Annotated in this window: 13 protein-coding genes; 9 read left to right on the forward strand and 4 right to left on the reverse strand. The window is 55.8% G+C overall.

The window, feature by feature from the left end; genetic code table 11:
• Positions 1–8: 8 nt before the first annotated feature.
• Positions 9–2,117 carry a bifunctional 23S rRNA (guanine(2069)-N(7))-methyltransferase RlmK/23S rRNA (guanine(2445)-N(2))-methyltransferase RlmL gene (gene rlmKL / locus I6L58_RS04505; protein ID WP_006174528.1) on the reverse strand — a complete coding sequence of 703 codons (2,109 nt, stop codon included), beginning with the start codon at positions 2,115–2,117 and terminating at the stop codon, positions 9–11.
• A 98-nt stretch (positions 2,118–2,215) separates the two neighbouring features.
• Here rlmKL and I6L58_RS04510 point away from each other — a divergent pair, with 98 nt between their 5' ends.
• Positions 2,216–3,325 carry a YcbX family protein gene (locus tag I6L58_RS04510; RefSeq protein WP_088207551.1) on the forward strand — a complete coding sequence of 370 codons (1,110 nt, stop codon included), beginning with the start codon at positions 2,216–2,218 and terminating at the stop codon, positions 3,323–3,325.
• Here I6L58_RS04510 and zapC read toward each other — a convergent pair.
• Both zapC and pyrD read right to left on the reverse strand, forming a co-directional pair.
• Entirely contained in the window at positions 3,322–3,864 is a 543-nt protein-coding gene (zapC, locus tag I6L58_RS04515; protein ID WP_006174525.1) for a cell division protein ZapC, read from the reverse strand. The two genes, I6L58_RS04510 and zapC, sit on opposite strands and share 4 nt — an antisense overlap.
• Positions 3,865–4,030: 166 nt before the next feature.
• A complete protein-coding gene (gene pyrD, locus I6L58_RS04520) occupies positions 4,031–5,041 on the reverse strand; it encodes a quinone-dependent dihydroorotate dehydrogenase (RefSeq protein WP_088207552.1) in 1,011 nt (336 codons plus the stop codon).
• A gap of 249 nt (positions 5,042–5,290) precedes the next feature.
• Here pyrD and ssuE point away from each other — a divergent pair, with 249 nt between their 5' ends.
• The 5 genes from ssuE to ssuB are packed head-to-tail and all read left to right on the forward strand — an operon-like array spanning position 5,291 to position 9,528.
• A complete protein-coding gene (ssuE, locus tag I6L58_RS04525) occupies positions 5,291–5,863 on the forward strand; it encodes an NADPH-dependent FMN reductase (protein WP_006174520.1) in 573 nt (190 codons plus the stop codon).
• Positions 5,856–6,818 (forward strand): sulfonate ABC transporter substrate-binding protein, encoded by a 963-nt coding sequence (locus tag I6L58_RS04530; RefSeq protein WP_088207553.1) that lies wholly within the window; start codon positions 5,856–5,858, stop codon positions 6,816–6,818. The genes ssuE and I6L58_RS04530 overlap by 8 nt, the downstream gene beginning before the upstream one ends.
• The gene (gene ssuD / locus I6L58_RS04535; protein ID WP_088207554.1) at positions 6,815–7,960 is read left to right on the forward strand and encodes an FMNH2-dependent alkanesulfonate monooxygenase; all 1,146 of its coding nucleotides are present in this window, start codon (positions 6,815–6,817) and stop codon (positions 7,958–7,960) included. Before I6L58_RS04530 ends, ssuD begins: the two co-directional genes overlap by 4 nt.
• 9 nt (positions 7,961–7,969) lie before the next feature.
• Positions 7,970–8,761 carry an aliphatic sulfonate ABC transporter permease SsuC gene (gene ssuC / locus I6L58_RS04540; protein WP_088207555.1) on the forward strand — a complete coding sequence of 264 codons (792 nt, stop codon included), beginning with the start codon at positions 7,970–7,972 and terminating at the stop codon, positions 8,759–8,761.
• A complete protein-coding gene (ssuB, locus tag I6L58_RS04545; protein WP_088207556.1) occupies positions 8,758–9,528 on the forward strand; it encodes an aliphatic sulfonates ABC transporter ATP-binding protein in 771 nt (256 codons plus the stop codon). The genes ssuC and ssuB overlap by 4 nt, the downstream gene beginning before the upstream one ends.
• A gap of 84 nt (positions 9,529–9,612) precedes the next feature.
• On the opposite strand, the gene pepN is transcribed toward ssuB, so the two are convergent.
• Positions 9,613–12,225 carry an aminopeptidase N gene (gene pepN, locus I6L58_RS04550; RefSeq protein WP_088207557.1) on the reverse strand — a complete coding sequence of 871 codons (2,613 nt, stop codon included), beginning with the start codon at positions 12,223–12,225 and terminating at the stop codon, positions 9,613–9,615.
• A gap of 253 nt (positions 12,226–12,478) precedes the next feature.
• Here pepN and pncB point away from each other — a divergent pair, with 253 nt between their 5' ends.
• The 3 genes from pncB to ompF all read left to right on the forward strand — a co-directional run bounded on the left by pncB (position 12,479) and on the right by ompF (position 16,916).
• Positions 12,479–13,681: a nicotinate phosphoribosyltransferase gene (gene pncB, locus I6L58_RS04555; protein WP_088207558.1), complete on the forward strand. Its 1,203-nt coding sequence runs from the start codon at positions 12,479–12,481 to the stop codon at positions 13,679–13,681.
• Between the two features lie 168 nt (positions 13,682–13,849).
• Entirely contained in the window at positions 13,850–15,250 is a 1,401-nt protein-coding gene (gene asnS, locus I6L58_RS04560) for an asparagine--tRNA ligase (protein WP_042319454.1), read from the forward strand.
• 607 nt (positions 15,251–15,857) lie between these two features.
• A complete protein-coding gene (gene ompF / locus I6L58_RS04565; RefSeq protein WP_006174505.1) occupies positions 15,858–16,916 on the forward strand; it encodes a porin OmpF in 1,059 nt (352 codons plus the stop codon).
• The last annotated feature ends 55 nt before the right edge of the window (positions 16,917–16,971 follow it).

The raw sequence follows: 16,971 nt of genomic DNA on the forward strand, positions 1-16,971 counted from the left end.
TTTTCCTTTCAGACCGCGGAGATTAACCAGCAGTTATGGATCTGACGATTACGGGCAAAGTCCTGAGACAGCGTTTTTTGACTGATTTCTTGTGCTTTCAGTCCCAGAGCGGCCAGGCCGTCGTGATCCATGCGGAATCCGCGTTTGTTATTCGAGAACATAATGGTGCCGCCCTTGCGCAGGAGGCGTTTCAGGTCGGTCATCAGGCGCAGGTGATCGCGTTGAACATCAAAGCTATCTTCCATACGCTTGGAGTTAGAGAACGTTGGTGGATCGATAAAGATCAGATCGAACTGTTCATGGGTGTCGCGCAGCCAGCCCAGCACGTCGGCCTGCATCAGACGATGCTGACGCCCGGTCAAACCGTTCAGGCGCAGGTTCCGCTCCGCCCATTCCAGATAGGTGCGAGACATGTCGACGGTGGTCGTGCTGCGCGCCCCGCCCAGGCCAGCATGGACGCTGGCACTGCCGGTGTAGGAGAACAGGTTCAGGAAGTCCTTACCTTTGCTCATCTGGCCCAGCATACGACGGGCAATACGGTGATCGAGGAACAGTCCGGTATCAAGATAGTCGGTCAGGTTGACCCAAAGACGGGCGTTGTATTCACCCACTTCGATAAAATCACCCTTCTCATTCATCTTCTGGTACTGATTTTTACCCTTCTGGCGCTCGCGGGTTTTGAGGACCAGCTTGTTAGGGGCAATACCCAGCACGCTGATGGTCGCCGCGATCACGTCCAGCATACGCTGACGCGCTTTCTGTGCATCAACAGTTTTAGGCGGGGCATATTCCTGAACGACTACCCAGTCCGCATAGCGGTCTACCGCGACGTTATACTCCGGCAGATCGGCATCGTACAGGCGATAACATTCAATGCCTTCCTGTTTCGCCCACTTTTCAAACTTCTTCAGGTTTTTACGCAGACGGTTGGCGTAATCTTCCGCCACGCCAGAAGGCTTGCTGTCCGCCGTTTTCTCTGCCAGATGGTAGTTTTTCTGCACGCAATCCAGCGGACCGTTTTTGGCCTTAAACTGGCGATCGGCGCGCAGCTGCAGGCAGCTTAACAGCTCGGGCGAGGCACTAAACAGCGACAGGTTCCAGCCGCCGAAGTGGTCTTTCATATTGCGACCGAGCAGGCTGTGCAGGGCAATCAGCGCCGGTTCGCTGTCAAGGCGCTCACCGTATGGCGGGTTGCTGATAACGGTGCCGTATGGGCCTTTTGGCAGCGGATTGGTCAGGTTGGCAACGTCTTTTACCTCGAAGGTCACCAGCTCGCCGATACCTGCACGGCGGGCGTTGCTGCGCGCGCGTTCAATGACGCGTGCGTCGCTGTCAGAGCCGTAGAAATGGGAGGTGTATTCTGCCAGGCCTTTACGCGCACGGGTCTGCGCATCGGCTTTCACCTCTTTCCAGATCGCTTCGTCGTGCTGTGCCCACCCTTTGAAGCCCCAGTGCCCGCGATGCAGCCCTGGCGCACGGTCGGTTGCCAGCATGGCCGCTTCAATCAGCAGCGTACCGGAACCGCACATCGGATCGAGTAGTGGGGTACCCGGTTGCCACCCAGAGCGCATAACAATGGCGGCGGCGAGGGTTTCTTTAATGGGTGCCATACCGGTGCTGTCGCGGTAGCCGCGCAGGTGTAAGCCCGCTCCGCTCAGATCAAGAGAGATGCTGGCGGTGTCGCCATTGAGCCAGACGTTGATCCGCAGATCGGGGTTTTCACGATCGACGTTTGGACGTTCCTTATTTTTACGGGTGAAACAGTCCACGATGGCGTCTTTTACGCGCAGGGCACCGTACTGGCTGTTGCGGATCTCATCGTTGACGCCGTTAAAGTGCACCGCAAAGGTTGCGTCAGGGGAGAAGATCTCTGTCCAGTCGATCATCTGAACGCCGGTATAGAGGTCGAGATCGCTGTAGACCTTGCACTCTTTCATCGGCAGCATGATGCGCGACGCCAGACGGCTCCACATCAGGCTCTGGTAAATAAGCCGCGTGTCGCCCTCGAAATGGACACCACCCTGAACCACCTGACACGCTTGCGCGCCTAAGGCTTCCAGTTCAGTTTTTAACAGCTCTTCCAGCCCACGGGCCGTACTGGCAAACAGAGAATTCATATCGTCACTTTTACTCTTAGAAAATTGTCGCGCATTATAGCTAATATGGCGTGTATGTCATAAAGTTGAAGGCTTATTTTCATTTGCAGGAGTGTGCGGTGGCAACGTTATCCAGGCTTTTTATTCATCCGGTGAAATCCATGCGCGGGATTGGCGTGTCTCACGCACTCGCTGACATGAGCGGTTTTGCCTTCGATCGTATTTTTATGGTCACCGAGCCTGACGGTACGTTTATCACCGCGCGCCAGTTCCCGCAAATGGTTCGCTTTACCCCTTCGCCGCTGCATGACGGCCTGCACCTGACCGCACCGGACGGTGCCAGCGCGGTGATCCGCTTTGCTGATTTTGCGCCAGTCGACGCGCCAACGGAAGTGTGGGGGAATCATTTTACCGCACGCATTGCCCCGGACGAGATTAACCGCTGGCTAACCGGGTACTTCTCCCGCGACGTCCAGTTGCGCTGGGTGGGTCCGGCGCTGACGCGTCGCGTTAAGCGCCACGATGCAGTTCCCCTCTCCTTTGCCGACGGTTTTCCTTACCTGCTGACAAACGAAGCCTCGCTGCGCGATCTGCAGAGCCGCTGTCGCGCCAGCGTCCAGATGGAACAGTTCCGCCCCAATCTGGTCGTAACCGGAGCAGACGCCTGGGAAGAAGACACCTGGAAAACGATCCGCATCGGCAGCGTCATTTTTGACGTGGTGAAGCCGTGCAGCCGCTGTATCTTCACCACCGTCAGCCCGGAGAAAGGCCAGAAGCATCCTTCCGGTGAACCGCTGAAAACGCTGCAGTCGTTCCGTACCGCCCAGGATAACGGCGATGTCGATTTCGGCCAGAACCTGATCCCCCGCGCCAGCGGTGTGATCCGCGTGGGTGACGAGGTGGAGATCCTCGCCCGTGGGCCTGCCAGAGTGTACGGTGCGAGTCAGGAAGACGCGTTCGTGGACGTCGTCACAGAGGCAAGCGCGCCTGTCGATATTCACTGGGAAGGCAAAGCGATCCGTGGCAATAATCAACAGGTGTTACTGGAGCAGCTGGAACAGGCGGGCATTCGCGTGCCGTATTCCTGTCGGGCGGGCATCTGCGGATGTTGTCGAATCAAGCTGGTGAGTGGCGAAGTCCAGGGTCTGAAGAAATCCGCGATTGGGGATGACGGTACGATCCTCTGCTGCAGCTGTATTCCAAAAACGTCGGTACAGTTAGAGGCTTAAACGGCCTGCTCAAGGCTGAAGGCATCCACGCGAAGCTGGGGCTTCAGCCTGTCATTCATCACCTTGATCGCATCGCCAAGCTGCATCACTCGACCGGCAATGGTCACACCGGGCTGGGCCAGCAGACAAAGCGCGGCGTTTTCACCCGGCTCAACCACCAGCAGGCTCACCTCTTCCGCGGTATCGCTTAAGTTTACGCTGGCGGCATCACCCACGGCAGGCGTCCAGCTCATGCCGTGCGCCTGAAAATGCCAGCTCTTGGGCATTTGCGGTTTCAGGAAACGGATCGCGACCAGTGCATTTAGCACCAGCTCAGCGCGTTGTTCTTTAGTGAGTTCCAGATCGCGGCATTTTTCTTCAAAAGAGAAATACAGCGCGGCATCATCAACGCAAAATCCTGACGGATCAAAGGCATCCGGGGTCAACATTCGGCGCGCAAAACGTGAGCGAAATAACATGCCATTGGCTAAATCGAGCATCATTCGATCGTGCTCGTCACAATAATACCAGCGCCAGTTATCGTCAGGTTTAATTCGCATGTGACTTCCCCCCTTCCCGAACGTCCTGTTCTAAAAATGTCTCGTTTGCCGTCTCGCTTTTAGCAACATTAATAAAAGACCATAACGTCTAAATAAGCAACAACGAGGGAATATAAATCAACCAGGGCTGGAAATAAAGCCCTGGTTGTCTGATAAAGGGAAAAGATTAGATATGCGTGACGATTTCTTTAATCAGTTGCGGGCCTTTAAAAATAAAGCCGGAATAAATCTGGACCAGCGAAGCGCCAGCCGCCATCTTCTCGCGCGCCGCAATAACCGAGTCGATACCGCCCACGCCAATAATCGGCAGCTGACCTTTTAATTCAGCAGACAATGCCCGAATAATTTCAGTGCTTTTTAATTGTACTGGACGTCCGCTTAACCCACCCGCTTCGTTACAGTTTTTCATTCCCTGAACCAGAGAACGATCGAGGGTGGTATTGGTCGCAATGACGCCATCAATATTATGGCGCACTAAACTGTCGGCGACCTGGATCAATTCTTCAACTGAAAGATCGGGTGCGATCTTCACCGCCACCGGCACATATTTATGGTGGATCGCCTGGAGTGCATTTTGTTTATTTTTTATCGCGCTAAGCAGATCGTCCAGCGCTTCACCATATTGCAGTGAACGCAGGCCCGGCGTATTGGGTGAGGAGATATTGACCGCAATATATCCGGCATAGGCATAGATTTTTTCCATACAAATCAGATAGTCATCTTTACCCTGCTCGACCGGCGTGTCTTTATTTTTGCCAATATTGATGCCTAGTACGCCGTCGAAATGGGCTTTTTTCACGTTCTCGACCAGATGATCAACGCCGTGGTTATTAAAGCCCATACGGTTGATTAGCCCTTCGGCTTCAACCAGGCGGAACAGGCGCGGCTTATCGTTACCCGGTTGCGGACGCGGAGTCACCGTACCGATTTCAATGGCGCCAAAGCCCATCGCGCCCAGGGCATCGATGCACTCGCCATTTTTATCCAGGCCAGCAGCCAGGCCCAGCGGGTTCTTAAAGGTCAGCCCCATGCATTGCACAGGTTTTTCCGGCACGTTTTGACGCACCAGAGCGGCCAGCGGCGTTCCGGTGATACGGCGTAATTGCTGGAATGTAAATTCATGAGCGCGCTCAGGATCGAGCTGGAAAAGGGCTTTACGAACGAAGGGGTAGTACATGAACTCTCCTGGATTCCCGGTGTGCAAACCGGGAGGGGATTATCAGCGATCCGGCCCGGAAAGGGAATTGACCTGTGGCAAAAAAAGCGGGTTAAAACGCAATCGTTTACTTCGCCGTTCGTTTCTTATGCAGTTTCCGGCAGTTTAATTGCGGATAAATCATTTAGTGGAATAAGCCTGCGATGTCACACTCCTGAAAATTGTTATGAATGTTAGATAAAAGCAAACAATTAGTTATAAGGAGCAAGCATGCGCGTCATCACCCTGGCCGGAAGTCCACGATTCCCTTCTCGTTCCAGCGCCCTGCTGGAGTACGCCCGCGACAGGCTCAGCGCCCTGGACGTGGAGGTGTGCCACTGGAACCTGCATAACTTTGAACCCGAAGATCTGCTTTATGCCCGTTTCGACAGCCCGGCGCTGATGGCCCTGACCGAGCAACTCAAGGACGCAGACGGATTGATCGTCGCGACGCCGATATATAAAGCCTCTTTTGCCGGCGGGCTGAAAACCCTGCTCGACCTGCTGCCCGAACGTGCGCTGGACGGCAAAGTGGTGCTGCCGCTGGCGACAGGGGGAACGGTCGCCCATCTGCTGGCCGTCGATTATGCCCTGAAGCCGGTGCTGAACGCCCTGAAGGCCCAGGAGATCCTGCACGGCGTATTCGCCGACGATTCTCAGGTCATCGATTATCAGCATAAACCGCAGTTCACGCCGAACCTGCAGACCCGCCTCGATAGCGCCCTCGAAACCTTCTGGCAGGCTTTGCACCGCCGTGATGTGCAGGTACCCGCGTGGACATCTCAAGGAGTGGCCCATGCGTAAAATGTTGACCCGTCTCGCCCTGGCAGGCGTGCTGACCGTTTCCTCTCTGAGCCATGCGGCTGAGACGGCGCCGGAAAGCCTGCGTATCGGCTATCAAAAAGGCAGCGTCAGCATGGTGCTGGCAAAAAGTCACCAGCTGCTGGAAAAACGCTACCCGGATACGCACTTTTCGTGGGTGGAGTTTCCGGCCGGTCCGCAGATGCTGGAGGCGCTTAACGTCGGCAGTATCGATCTTGGCAGCACCGGCGATATCCCGCCGATCTTTGCTCAGGCGGCTGGGGCCGATCTGGTGTACGTGGGTGTTGAACCTGCCAAGCCTAAGGCCGAAGTGATCCTGGTGCCGGAAAATAGCGACATAAAACGCGTCGCCGACCTCAAAGGACATAAGGTCGCTTTCCAGAAAGGTTCCAGCTCGCACAACCTGCTGTTGCGTGCGTTGCAGGAGGCTGGACTTACGTTCGCCGATATCCAGCCTGTGTACCTGACGCCAGCTGACGCCCGCGCGGCGTTCCAGCAGAAAAACGTGGATGCCTGGGCAATCTGGGACCCGTATTACTCCGCCGCGCTTCTGCAGGGTGGCGTGCGCGTCCTGAAAGACGGTACCACGCTGAAACAGACCGGCTCGTTTTACCTGGCGGCACGCCCGTATGCCGAAAAGAACGGAGCCTTTATACAGGGCGTGCTGGAGACCTTTACCCAGGCGGATGCGCTGACGCAAAGCCAGCGCCAGGAGAGCATCACACTGCTGGCGAAAACGATGGGCTTGCCCGAGCCGGTGATCGCCAGCTATCTCGACCATCGGCCACCCACCACCATCGCCCCGGTGGACGCCCACGTCGCCGCTCTCCAGCAGCAAACCGCCGATCTCTTCTATCAAAACCGCCTGGTCCCCAAACAGGTGGATATCCGCGACCGTATCTGGCAACCCGCAGGCAAAGAAGGAGCAAAATCATGAGCCTTAACCTTTTCTGGTTTTTACCGACCCACGGCGATGGGCACTATCTTGGCACCGACGCGGGCTCTCGCCCGGTTGACCATGGCTACCTGCAACAGATTGCGCAGGCCGCGGACAGAATCGGGTTTACCGGCGTGCTGATCCCGACGGGACGCTCGTGCGAAGATGCCTGGCTGGTGGCCGCGTCGATGATCCCGGTGACGCAGCGCCTGAAATTCCTGGTCGCCCTGCGTCCGAGCGTGGTTTCCCCCACCGTGGCGGCACGACAGGCTGCGACGCTGGACAGGCTTTCTAACGGACGCGCCCTGTTTAACCTGGTGACCGGCAGCGACCCGCAGGAACTGGCGGGCGATGGCGTGTTTCTCGATCATACCGAGCGTTACGAAGCCTCCGCAGAGTTTACCCGCGTCTGGCGACGCCTGCTCGAAGGTGAAACCGTCACCTTCGAGGGCAAACATATTCATGTTCGAGACGCGAAGCTCTACTTCCCGCCGCTCCAGCAGCCCCGCCCTCCCCTCTATTTCGGCGGCTCGTCTGATGTCGCGCAGGATCTGGCAGCCGAGCAGGTCGATCTCTATCTGACGTGGGGCGAGCCGCCCGAGCTGGTAAAAGAAAAGATTGCGCAGGTGCGCGCCAAAGCCGCAGCGCATGGCCGTCAGGTGCGCTTCGGTATTCGCCTGCACGTGATTGTGCGCGAAACCAACGAAGAGGCGTGGCAGGCGGCAGACAAGCTGATATCCCACCTTGACGATGCCACCATCGCGAAAGCACAGGCGGCGTTTGCGAAAACCGATTCCGTCGGGCAGCACCGCATGGCCTCGCTGCATAACGGCAAGCGCGAGAACCTGGAGATCAGTCCAAACCTGTGGGCAGGCGTTGGCCTGGTTCGCGGCGGAGCGGGCACTGCGCTGGTGGGGGATGGCCCGACCGTGGCGGCGCGCATCAACGAATATGCGGATCTCGGTATCGACAGCTTTATTCTCTCGGGCTATCCGCATCTGGAAGAGGCATACAAGGTCGGCGAGCTGTTGTTCCCGCATCTGGATGTCGCCATTCCGGCGATCCCGCAGCCTCAACAGCATCAACTGCAGGGCGAAGCGATAGCGAATGAATTTATTCCGCGCCGCGTCGCACAGAGCTAAGGAGCCGCTATGTCTGCCACCCCGCAAAAATGGCTGTTACGCGCTGCTCCATGGTTTTTACCCGTCGGTATTGTCCTCGTCTGGCAGCTGGCGTCGTCTGCTGGCTGGTTATCCAGCCGCATTCTGCCCTCTCCGGAGGGCGTGGTCGAAGCGTTCTGGTCGCTGAGCGTGAGCGGTGAGCTGTGGCAGCACCTGGCAATCAGCTCATGGCGCGCGGTGATCGGCTTCTCGATCGGTGGAAGCATCGGCCTGACGCTTGGGCTGATTAGCGGTTTGTCCCGCTGGGGTGAGCGGTTGCTGGATACCTCGATACAGATGCTGCGCAACGTGCCGCATCTGGCGCTGATCCCGCTGGTGATCCTGTGGTTTGGCATTGATGAAAGCGCCAAAATTTTCCTCGTGGCGCTCGGGACGTTGTTCCCGATTTACATCAACACCTGGCATGGCATACGTAATATCGATCGTGGCCTGGTGGAGATGGCGCGCAGCTATGGGCTTTCCGGCTTTGCGCTCTTTACCCATGTGATCCTGCCGGGTGCCCTGCCCTCAATCATGGTTGGCGTGCGCTTCGCGCTCGGGCTGATGTGGCTGACGCTGATTGTGGCAGAAACCATTTCGGCCAACTCCGGCATCGGCTATCTGGCGATGAATGCCCGCGAGTTTTTGCAAACGGACGTGGTGGTGGTCGCCATCGTTCTTTACGCCCTGCTCGGCAAACTCGCCGACGTCAGCGCCCAGTGGCTGGAACGCAGCTGGCTTCGCTGGAACCCGGCCTATTCCCCTCAGGAGGCTAAAGCATGAACACTGCCCGAATTAACCAGGGAACGCCGCTGTTGCTCAGCGGCGTCACGAAACGCTACGGCGATAACACCATTCTGAACGCGCTGGATTTACATATTCCCGCCGGACAGTTTGTGGCGGTAGTGGGCCGCAGCGGCGGCGGAAAGAGTACCTTGCTACGGCTCTTGGCCGGGCTGGAGGTGCCAAACGGCGGCGATATTCTGGCTGGTACCACGCCGCTGGCAAATATTCAGGACGATACCCGCATGATGTTTCAGGACGCGCGCCTGCTGCCGTGGAAAACGGTTATCGATAACGTTGGGCTGGGCCTGAAAGGTGACTGGCGGGAGGCGGCAAGGCAGGCGCTGGCCGCCGTGGGCCTGGCGGATCGCGCCGGTGAATGGCCTGCGGCGTTATCCGGTGGGCAGAAGCAGCGCGTGGCGCTGGCGCGCGCGCTGATCCACCGTCCGGGGCTGTTGCTGCTGGATGAGCCGCTCGGCGCGCTTGATGCCCTGACGCGGATTGAGATGCAGGCCTTGATTGAGTCCCTATGGCAGGAACATGGGTTTACGGTACTGCTGGTAACGCATGACGTTAGCGAAGCCGTTGCGATGGCCGATCGCGTGTTGCTTATAGAAGAAGGGAAAATTGGCCTGGATTTGAACGTGGATATCCCGCGCCCGCGCCGCGTGGGCTCGGCAAGGCTGGCGGAACTGGAAGCAGAGGTGTTGGATCGGGTGATGAAGCGCGGGGTGAATGTGCGGGCGTTAATTACGGCTAATGCCTGATGCCCTCACCCCGGCCCTCTCCCACAGGGAGAGGGAGAAAACCCTATGTAGGCCCGGTAAGCGCAGCGCCACCGGGCAATTTTTTTACGCTAACGCTTTAGCGATCTTCTCGTACAGATCGCCAGACAGGTTTTCCAGCCCTTTCAGCTGCTCCAGCGCGGCGCGCATTTTCGCCTGACGCTCGGCATCATAACGCTTCAGGCGGATCAGCGGCTCAATCAGACGTGACGCCACCTGCGGGTTACGGCTGTTCAGCTCGGTCAGCATTTCAACCATAAACTGATAACCGCTGCCGTCTTCGGCGTGGAACGCTGCCGGGTTGGCGCTGGCAAACGCGCCAATCAGAGAACGTACGCGGTTCGGATTGCTCATGGTGAAGGAGCGGTGCTTCAGCAGGCTGCGCACGGTGCTCAGCACATCTGCCGACGGGCTGGTGGCCTGCAGAACAAACCACTTGTCCATCACCAGGCCGTCCTGATGCCATTTGTCATCGTACTCCTGCATCAGCGCATCGCGACACGGCAGTTCGGCAGCAACGCTTGCCGCCAGCGCCGCCAGCGCATCGGTCATGTTGTCCGCCTCGTGATACTGTTTGCTCACCAGCGTATTCGCCAGCTCGACGTCACCGAAGGCCAGGTAGCGCAGGCAGGTGTTACGCAGGGAGCGCTTACCGATGTCCTCATGCTCTACGCGATAGGCATCCAGCTTGTTGAGGTTGTAAATCGCCAGGAATTCGTCTGCCAGCTCGGTCGCCAAAGTGCGGGTCAGCGCTTCGCGAACGGTCACGATCGCAATCGGGTCGATGATGTCGAACAGCTCAGCGATTTCACTGGCAGAAGGCAGCGTCAGAATTTCCGCCGCCAGGGCCGGATCGATCTGCTCATCGAGCAGGATGGCACGGAACGCGTCGGCCACATGCACCGGCAGCGTCAGCGGTTGGCCCTGCTGGTAACGGTTGACGTTGAGCTTAATGTAGGTTGCCAGCAGGCTTTGTGCCGCATCCCAGCGAGAGAAGTCATTGCGCGCGTGACGCATCAGGAACGTCAGCTGCTGATCGCTCCACTTGTACTCCAGCTTGACCGGGGCAGAGAATTCGCACAGCAGCGCTGGCACCGGCTGGAAGTAAACGTTATCGAAGATAAAGGTCTGCTCTGCCTGGGTAACGTTCAGCACGTGGTGCACCGGATGGCCGCCCTTCTGCAGCGGGATGACGTTCCCTTCGTTATCGTACAGCTCAATGCTGAACGGAATGTGCAGCGGGTGTTTCTCTTCCTGCTCAGCCGTTGGCGGCGTGCGCTGGCTGATGGTCAGAGAATACTGCTCGGTTTCCGGGTTGTAGTCGTCTTTTACGCTCACAATCGGCGTACCGGCCTGGCTGTACCAGCGGCGGAAATGAGACAGGTCGACGTTTGAGGCATCTTCCATCGCCTGCACGAAGTCGTCGCAGGTGGCGGCACTGCCGTCGTGACGTTCGAAGTAGAGCTGCATCCCTTTCTGGAAATTCTCTTCGCCCAGCAGGGTGTGGATCATGCGGATGATTTCAGCGCCCTTCTCATACACCGTCAGGGTGTAGAAGTTGTTCATCTCAATCACTTTGTCCGGACGAATCGGGTGCGCCATCGGACTGGCATCTTCGGCAAATTGCAGGCCGCGCATGGTGCGCACGTTGTTGATGCGGTTAACCGCACGCGAACCCAGATCGGAGCTGAACTCCTGATCGCGGAACACGGTTAAGCCCTCTTTCAGGCTCAGCTGGAACCAGTCGCGGCAGGTCACACGGTTACCGGTCCAGTTGTGGAAATATTCGTGGCCAATGACGCGTTCGATATCCAGGTAATCTTTATCGGTCGCGGTATCGGTACGCGCCAGCACATATTTCGAGTTAAAGACGTTAAGACCTTTGTTCTCCATCGCCCCCATGTTGAAGAAGTCGACGGCGACGATCATGTAGATGTCGAGGTCGTATTCGAGGCCAAAACGCTCCTCGTCCCACTTCATGGAGTTGATAAGCGAGGTCATCGCCCACGGCGCACGATCGAGGTTGCCACGGTCAACGAACAGTTCCAGCGCCACGTCGCGTCCGGAGCGGGTTTTAAAGGTGTCGCGCAGCACGTCGAAATCGCCCGCCACCAGCGCAAACAGGTAGCATGGTTTCGGGAACGGATCCTGCCACTGTACCCAGTGACGTCCGTTTTCCAGCTCACCCTCGCCCACACGGTTACCGTTGGAGAGCAGGAACGGATAGAGAGTTTTATCGGCGATGATTTTGGTGGTGAAGCGCGCCAGAACGTCCGGGCGATCCAGATACCAGGTAATGTGGCGGAAACCTTCCGCTTCACACTGGGTGCACAGCGCCACGCCTGACTGGTAAAGCCCTTCCAGCGCGGTGTTGGCGGCAGGGCTAATTTCATTCACGATGCGCAGGGTAAAGCGTTCAGGCAGGTTGTTAATGACCAGCTGATTGTCTTCTTCTTTATAGTCGGTCCAGGCGGCGTCATTAATATGCAGAGAAACCAGCGTCAGGTCTTCACCATCAAGACGCAGCGGGACGGCCGTCGCGCTCTGACGCGTCACCTGGCTTACCGCCGTTACAACGGTTTTAGTGGCATCCAGGTCAAAAGTCAGATCGATATCGCTAATCAGGTATTCCGGCGCACGGTAGTCGTGGCGGTATTTGGCTTGAGGCTGTTGTGTCATAGAAAACCTTATGCATCGTTTGTCGAGTAACGTTTCAATATATTCCTGTTGCGTAAAACGCGCTACGCAGAATGTTCATCTTTTCAGTTACAAACCGCTTTTTCGCTACATTTATTTAACAGGGGCACGAAATGCGCTCGACCCTAAAGTCAGCTTATGTTGTGATCGGGGTTCAATAAATCACTAAACAAGGTATACTCCGGAGTTGTTTAATGTACTAAACGCTCCTGTGAGAGGATGCTACTGCGCACCTATGACTCGATTCGCTTCTCCTGTTCTGCATACGTTGCTGGATACCGACGCGTATAAACTGCATATGCAGCAAGCCGTTTTTCACCATTACCATGACGTTCAGGTTGCGGCTGAGTTTCGCTGCCGGGGCGACGACTTGCTGGGTATCTACGCAGATTCCATTCGTGAGCAGGTCGATGCCATGCGGCATCTGGCGCTGCAGGACGACGAATATCACTGGCTTTCGGGCCTGCCTTTCTTCCACGCCGATTACCTGAACTGGCTGCGCGAGTTCCGCTATAACCCCGATCAGGTGACCGTGACCAATGACAATGGCAAGCTGGACATTCGCCTTGAAGGCCCGTGGCGTGAAGTCATTATGTGGGAAGTGCCGCTGCTGGCCGTCATCAGTGAACTGGCCCACCGCTACCGCTCGCCCGACACCGGCGTTGAGCAGGCGATTGCTTCGCTTGAACATAAACTCGTTGAATTCTCGCATCTGACCGAAGGGCTGGATATGTCCCGCTTCCGTCTGATGGACTTCGGCACGCGCCGCCGTTTCTCCCGCGAGGTACAGCAAGCCATTGTTGAGCGTCTGAAGCAGGAACCGTGGTTTGTAGGCACCAGCAATTATGACCTGGCCCGTCGTCTGGATCTGACCCCCATGGGCACCCAGGCACACGAATGGTTCCAGGCACACCAGCAGATCAGCCCCGATCTTGCCAACAGCCAGCGCGCTGCGCTTGCCGCCTGGCTGGACGAGTACCCTGACCAGCTGGGTATCGCCCTCACCGACTGCATTACCATGGACGCGTTCCTGCGTGACTTTGGTCCTGAGTTTGCACAACGCTATCAGGGCTTGCGTCATGACTCCGGCGACCCGGTTGAATGGGGCGAGAAGGCCATCGCCCATTACCAAAAATTGGGCATCGACCCAATGAGCAAGGTGCTGGTCTTCTCCGATAACCTCGATCTGGCGAAAGCCGTCGACCTTTATCGCCACTTCTCTTCCCGAGTGAACCTGAGTTTCGGTATCGGGACCCGTTTGACCTGTGATATCCCACAGGTAAAACCGCTGAACATCGTCATAAAGCTGGTGGAATGTAACGGCAAGCCGGTGGCAAAACTCTCTGACAGCCCGGGCAAAACCATCTGTCACGACAAAGCATTTGTCCGCGCCCTGCGCGAAGCCTTCGATCTGCCGCAGGTTAAAAAAGCAAGCTGACCGCCTCAGGGAGCCTTTCAGGCTCCCTCTCACCTTATTTATTTCTGATTTCTTCTCTTTTGACTGCGAAATCTGCTTGTCTGATGGCGGATGCCAGGTAACATAGATATCCCCCCTATAAGGGCGGACAAGTGTTTATTTTTTCCGACTATTAACAGAGAGAATATTATGAGCGTTGTGCCTGTAGCCGACGTACTCCAGGGCCGTGTCGCCGTTGACCAAGAAGTCACCGTGCGCGGATGGGTGCGTACTCGCCGAGATTCTAAAGCTGGCATCTCCTTCCTCGCCGTCTATGACGGTTCCTGCTTTGATCCTGTACAGGCCGTCATCAATAATTCTCTGCCCAATTACAATGATGACGTTCTGCACCTGACAACGGGTTGTTCCGTTATTGTCACCGGCGTGGTTGTGGCATCGCCTGGTCAGGGTCAGAGTTTCGAAATTCAGGCTTCCGCTATCGAAGTCACGGGCTGGGTTGAAGATCCTGATACCTACCCGATGGCGGCAAAACGCCACAGCATTGAGTATCTGCGTGAAGTGGCGCACCTGCGTCCGCGCACCAACCTGATTGGGGCGGTTGCCCGCGTGCGTCACACGCTGGCGCAGGCGCTGCATCGCTTCTTCGACGAGCAGGGTTATTTCTGGGTTTCTACCCCGCTTATCACCGCGTCTGACACCGAAGGTGCCGGCGAAATGTTCCGCGTTTCAACGCTGGATATGGAAAACCTGCCGCGCACGCCGGAAGGCAAAGTGGATTACGACAAAGACTTCTTCGGAAAAGAAGCCTTCCTGACGGTGTCCGGCCAGCTCAACGGCGAAACCTACGCCTGTGCGCTGTCTAAAATCTACACCTTCGGCCCAACCTTCCGTGCCGAAAACTCCAACACCAGCCGCCACCTGGCGGAGTTCTGGATGCTGGAGCCAGAAGTGGCTTTCGCGGATCTGAATGACGTAGCAGGTCTGGCAGAAGCCATGCTGAAGTACGTGTTCAAAGCGGTTCTTGAAGAACGTGCTGATGATATGAAATTCTTCGCTGAACGCGTGGATAACGACGCGATTGCCCGTCTTGAGCGTTTCGTTTCCGCTGACTTTGCGCAGGTGGATTACACCGATGCGGTTGCTATCCTCGAAAAATGCGGCGAGAAGTTTGAGAACCCGGTTTACTGGGGCGTTGACCTCTCCTCCGAACACGAGCGTTATCTGGCAGAGAAACACTTCAAAGCACCGGTGGTTGTGAAAAACTATCCGAAAGACATTAAGGCCTTCTACATGCGCCTTAACGAAGACGGTAAAACCGTGGCAGCGATGGACGTGCTTGCGCCGGGCATCGGCGAAATCATCGGCGGTTCTCAGCGTGAAGAGCGTCTGGACGTGCTGGACGCCCGTATGGAAGAGATGGGGCTTAACCCTGCTGACTACGGCTGGTATCGCGATCTGCGTCGTTACGGCACCGTTCCGCACTCCGGTTTTGGCCTTGGCTTTGAACGTCTTATTGCCTACGTCACCGGTGTACAGAACGTGCGTGATGTGATTCCTTTCCCACGCACGCCGCGTAACGCCAGTTTCTAATCGCGTTATTAATGATAATGGCCAGCACATGCTGGCCATTATTTTATTCTGCAATGTCAATTTTCGTCAGGTCAAAGTCAGCTTGCTTAAGCTGCAACCCCGTCAAATCCCCTGCTTGTTACGTTTTATTTCCACGAAACATCTGCGAACAAAAAATAAACCACAGTCTTATTGTGCTTATTGAATTCTTAAGCAATAGCACAAAATTAACGCCATTATGCAGCCTTCCGGAAGGCTATTCGTGGTCATAAGAAAAGATGTACCGTTTAACTTCTGTTTATATGAAATCCTTTTATCGAAAATAAATATAAGCATTTCATATATATAGGAATGAAAACGCTGTTTATTTAGGCAATCAGTTCTGAAGTTTGAGGTGGTTCACAAAGTTCCCGAAAATACACAAATTCTTACACATTATTTCTTTTTGTTACTGAATATTGAGGATTGTAGCACTTTCAGGCTAGCGAAACGGTTCTATGAATGGAAAGATGCCTGTCAGACACATAAAGACACCTAACTCTCATCAATAGTTCCGGAAATATTTATTGACAGAATTTATTGGCGGCAGTGGCGAGTGTCATAAAAAAACCAATGAGGGTAATAAATAATGATGAAGCGCAATATCCTGGCAGTGGTTATCCCTGCCCTGCTGGTAGCCGGTGCAGCTAACGCTGCAGAAATCTATAACAAAGACGGCAACAAATTAGATCTTTACGGGAAAGCTGTTGGCCTGCATTACTTCTCTGACAATGATGGCAACGATGGCGACATGACTTACGCGCGTCTGGGCTTCAAAGGCGAAACCCAGATCAACGACCAGCTGACCGGTTACGGCCAGTGGGAATACAACTTCCAGGGTAACAACTCTGAAGGCAGCGACGCGCAGAGCGGCAACAAAACCCGTCTGGCATTCGCAGGTCTGAAATTCGGTGACGCAGGCTCCTTCGACTACGGTCGTAACTATGGCCTGGTGTATGACGTTATCGGTATCACCGATATGCTGCCTGAGTTCGGCGGCGACACTGGCGCAAGCGATGACTTCTTCGCGGGCCGTACCGGTGGTCTGGCAACTTACCGTAACAACAACTTCTTCGGTCTGGTTGACGGTCTGAACTTCGGCGTTCAGTACCTGGGTAAAAACGAGCGTACCGACGCTACCCGTTCTAACGGTGACGGCTGGGCAACCTCTCTGAGCTACGAGTTTGATGGCTTCGCAGTACTGGGTGCTTACGGCGCCGCTGACCGTACCAACAACCAGCAGACTCTGGAATGGGGTAACGGTGATAAAGCTGAGCAGTGGGCGACCGGTCTGAAATACGACGCGAACAACATCTACCTGGCAGCACTGTACGGCGAAATGCAGAACGCAGCGCGTCTGGGCAGCCGTGGCTTCGCTAACAAGTCTCAGGACTTCTCTGTTGTTGCACAGTACCAGTTCGATTTCGGCCTGCGTCCGTCCATTTCCTACTACAAATCTAAAGCGAAAGACGTAGAAGGTATCGGCGACGAAGACTTCATCAACTACATCGAAGTGGGTGCGACTTACTACTTCAACAAAAACATGTCCACCTATGTTGACTACCAGATCAACCAGCTGAAAGACGACAACAAGCTCGGTATCAACAATGATGACACCGTTGCTCTGGGTATCGTTTACCAGTTCTAATCAGCACGCCACAATGTTATATGCTTAATGAACAGGGCTTCGGCCCTGTTTTTTT

Origin of the sequence: Enterobacter cancerogenus, from assembly GCF_019047785.1 — a bacterium.
Taxonomy (GTDB): Bacteria; Pseudomonadota; Gammaproteobacteria; order Enterobacterales; family Enterobacteriaceae; genus Enterobacter; species Enterobacter cancerogenus.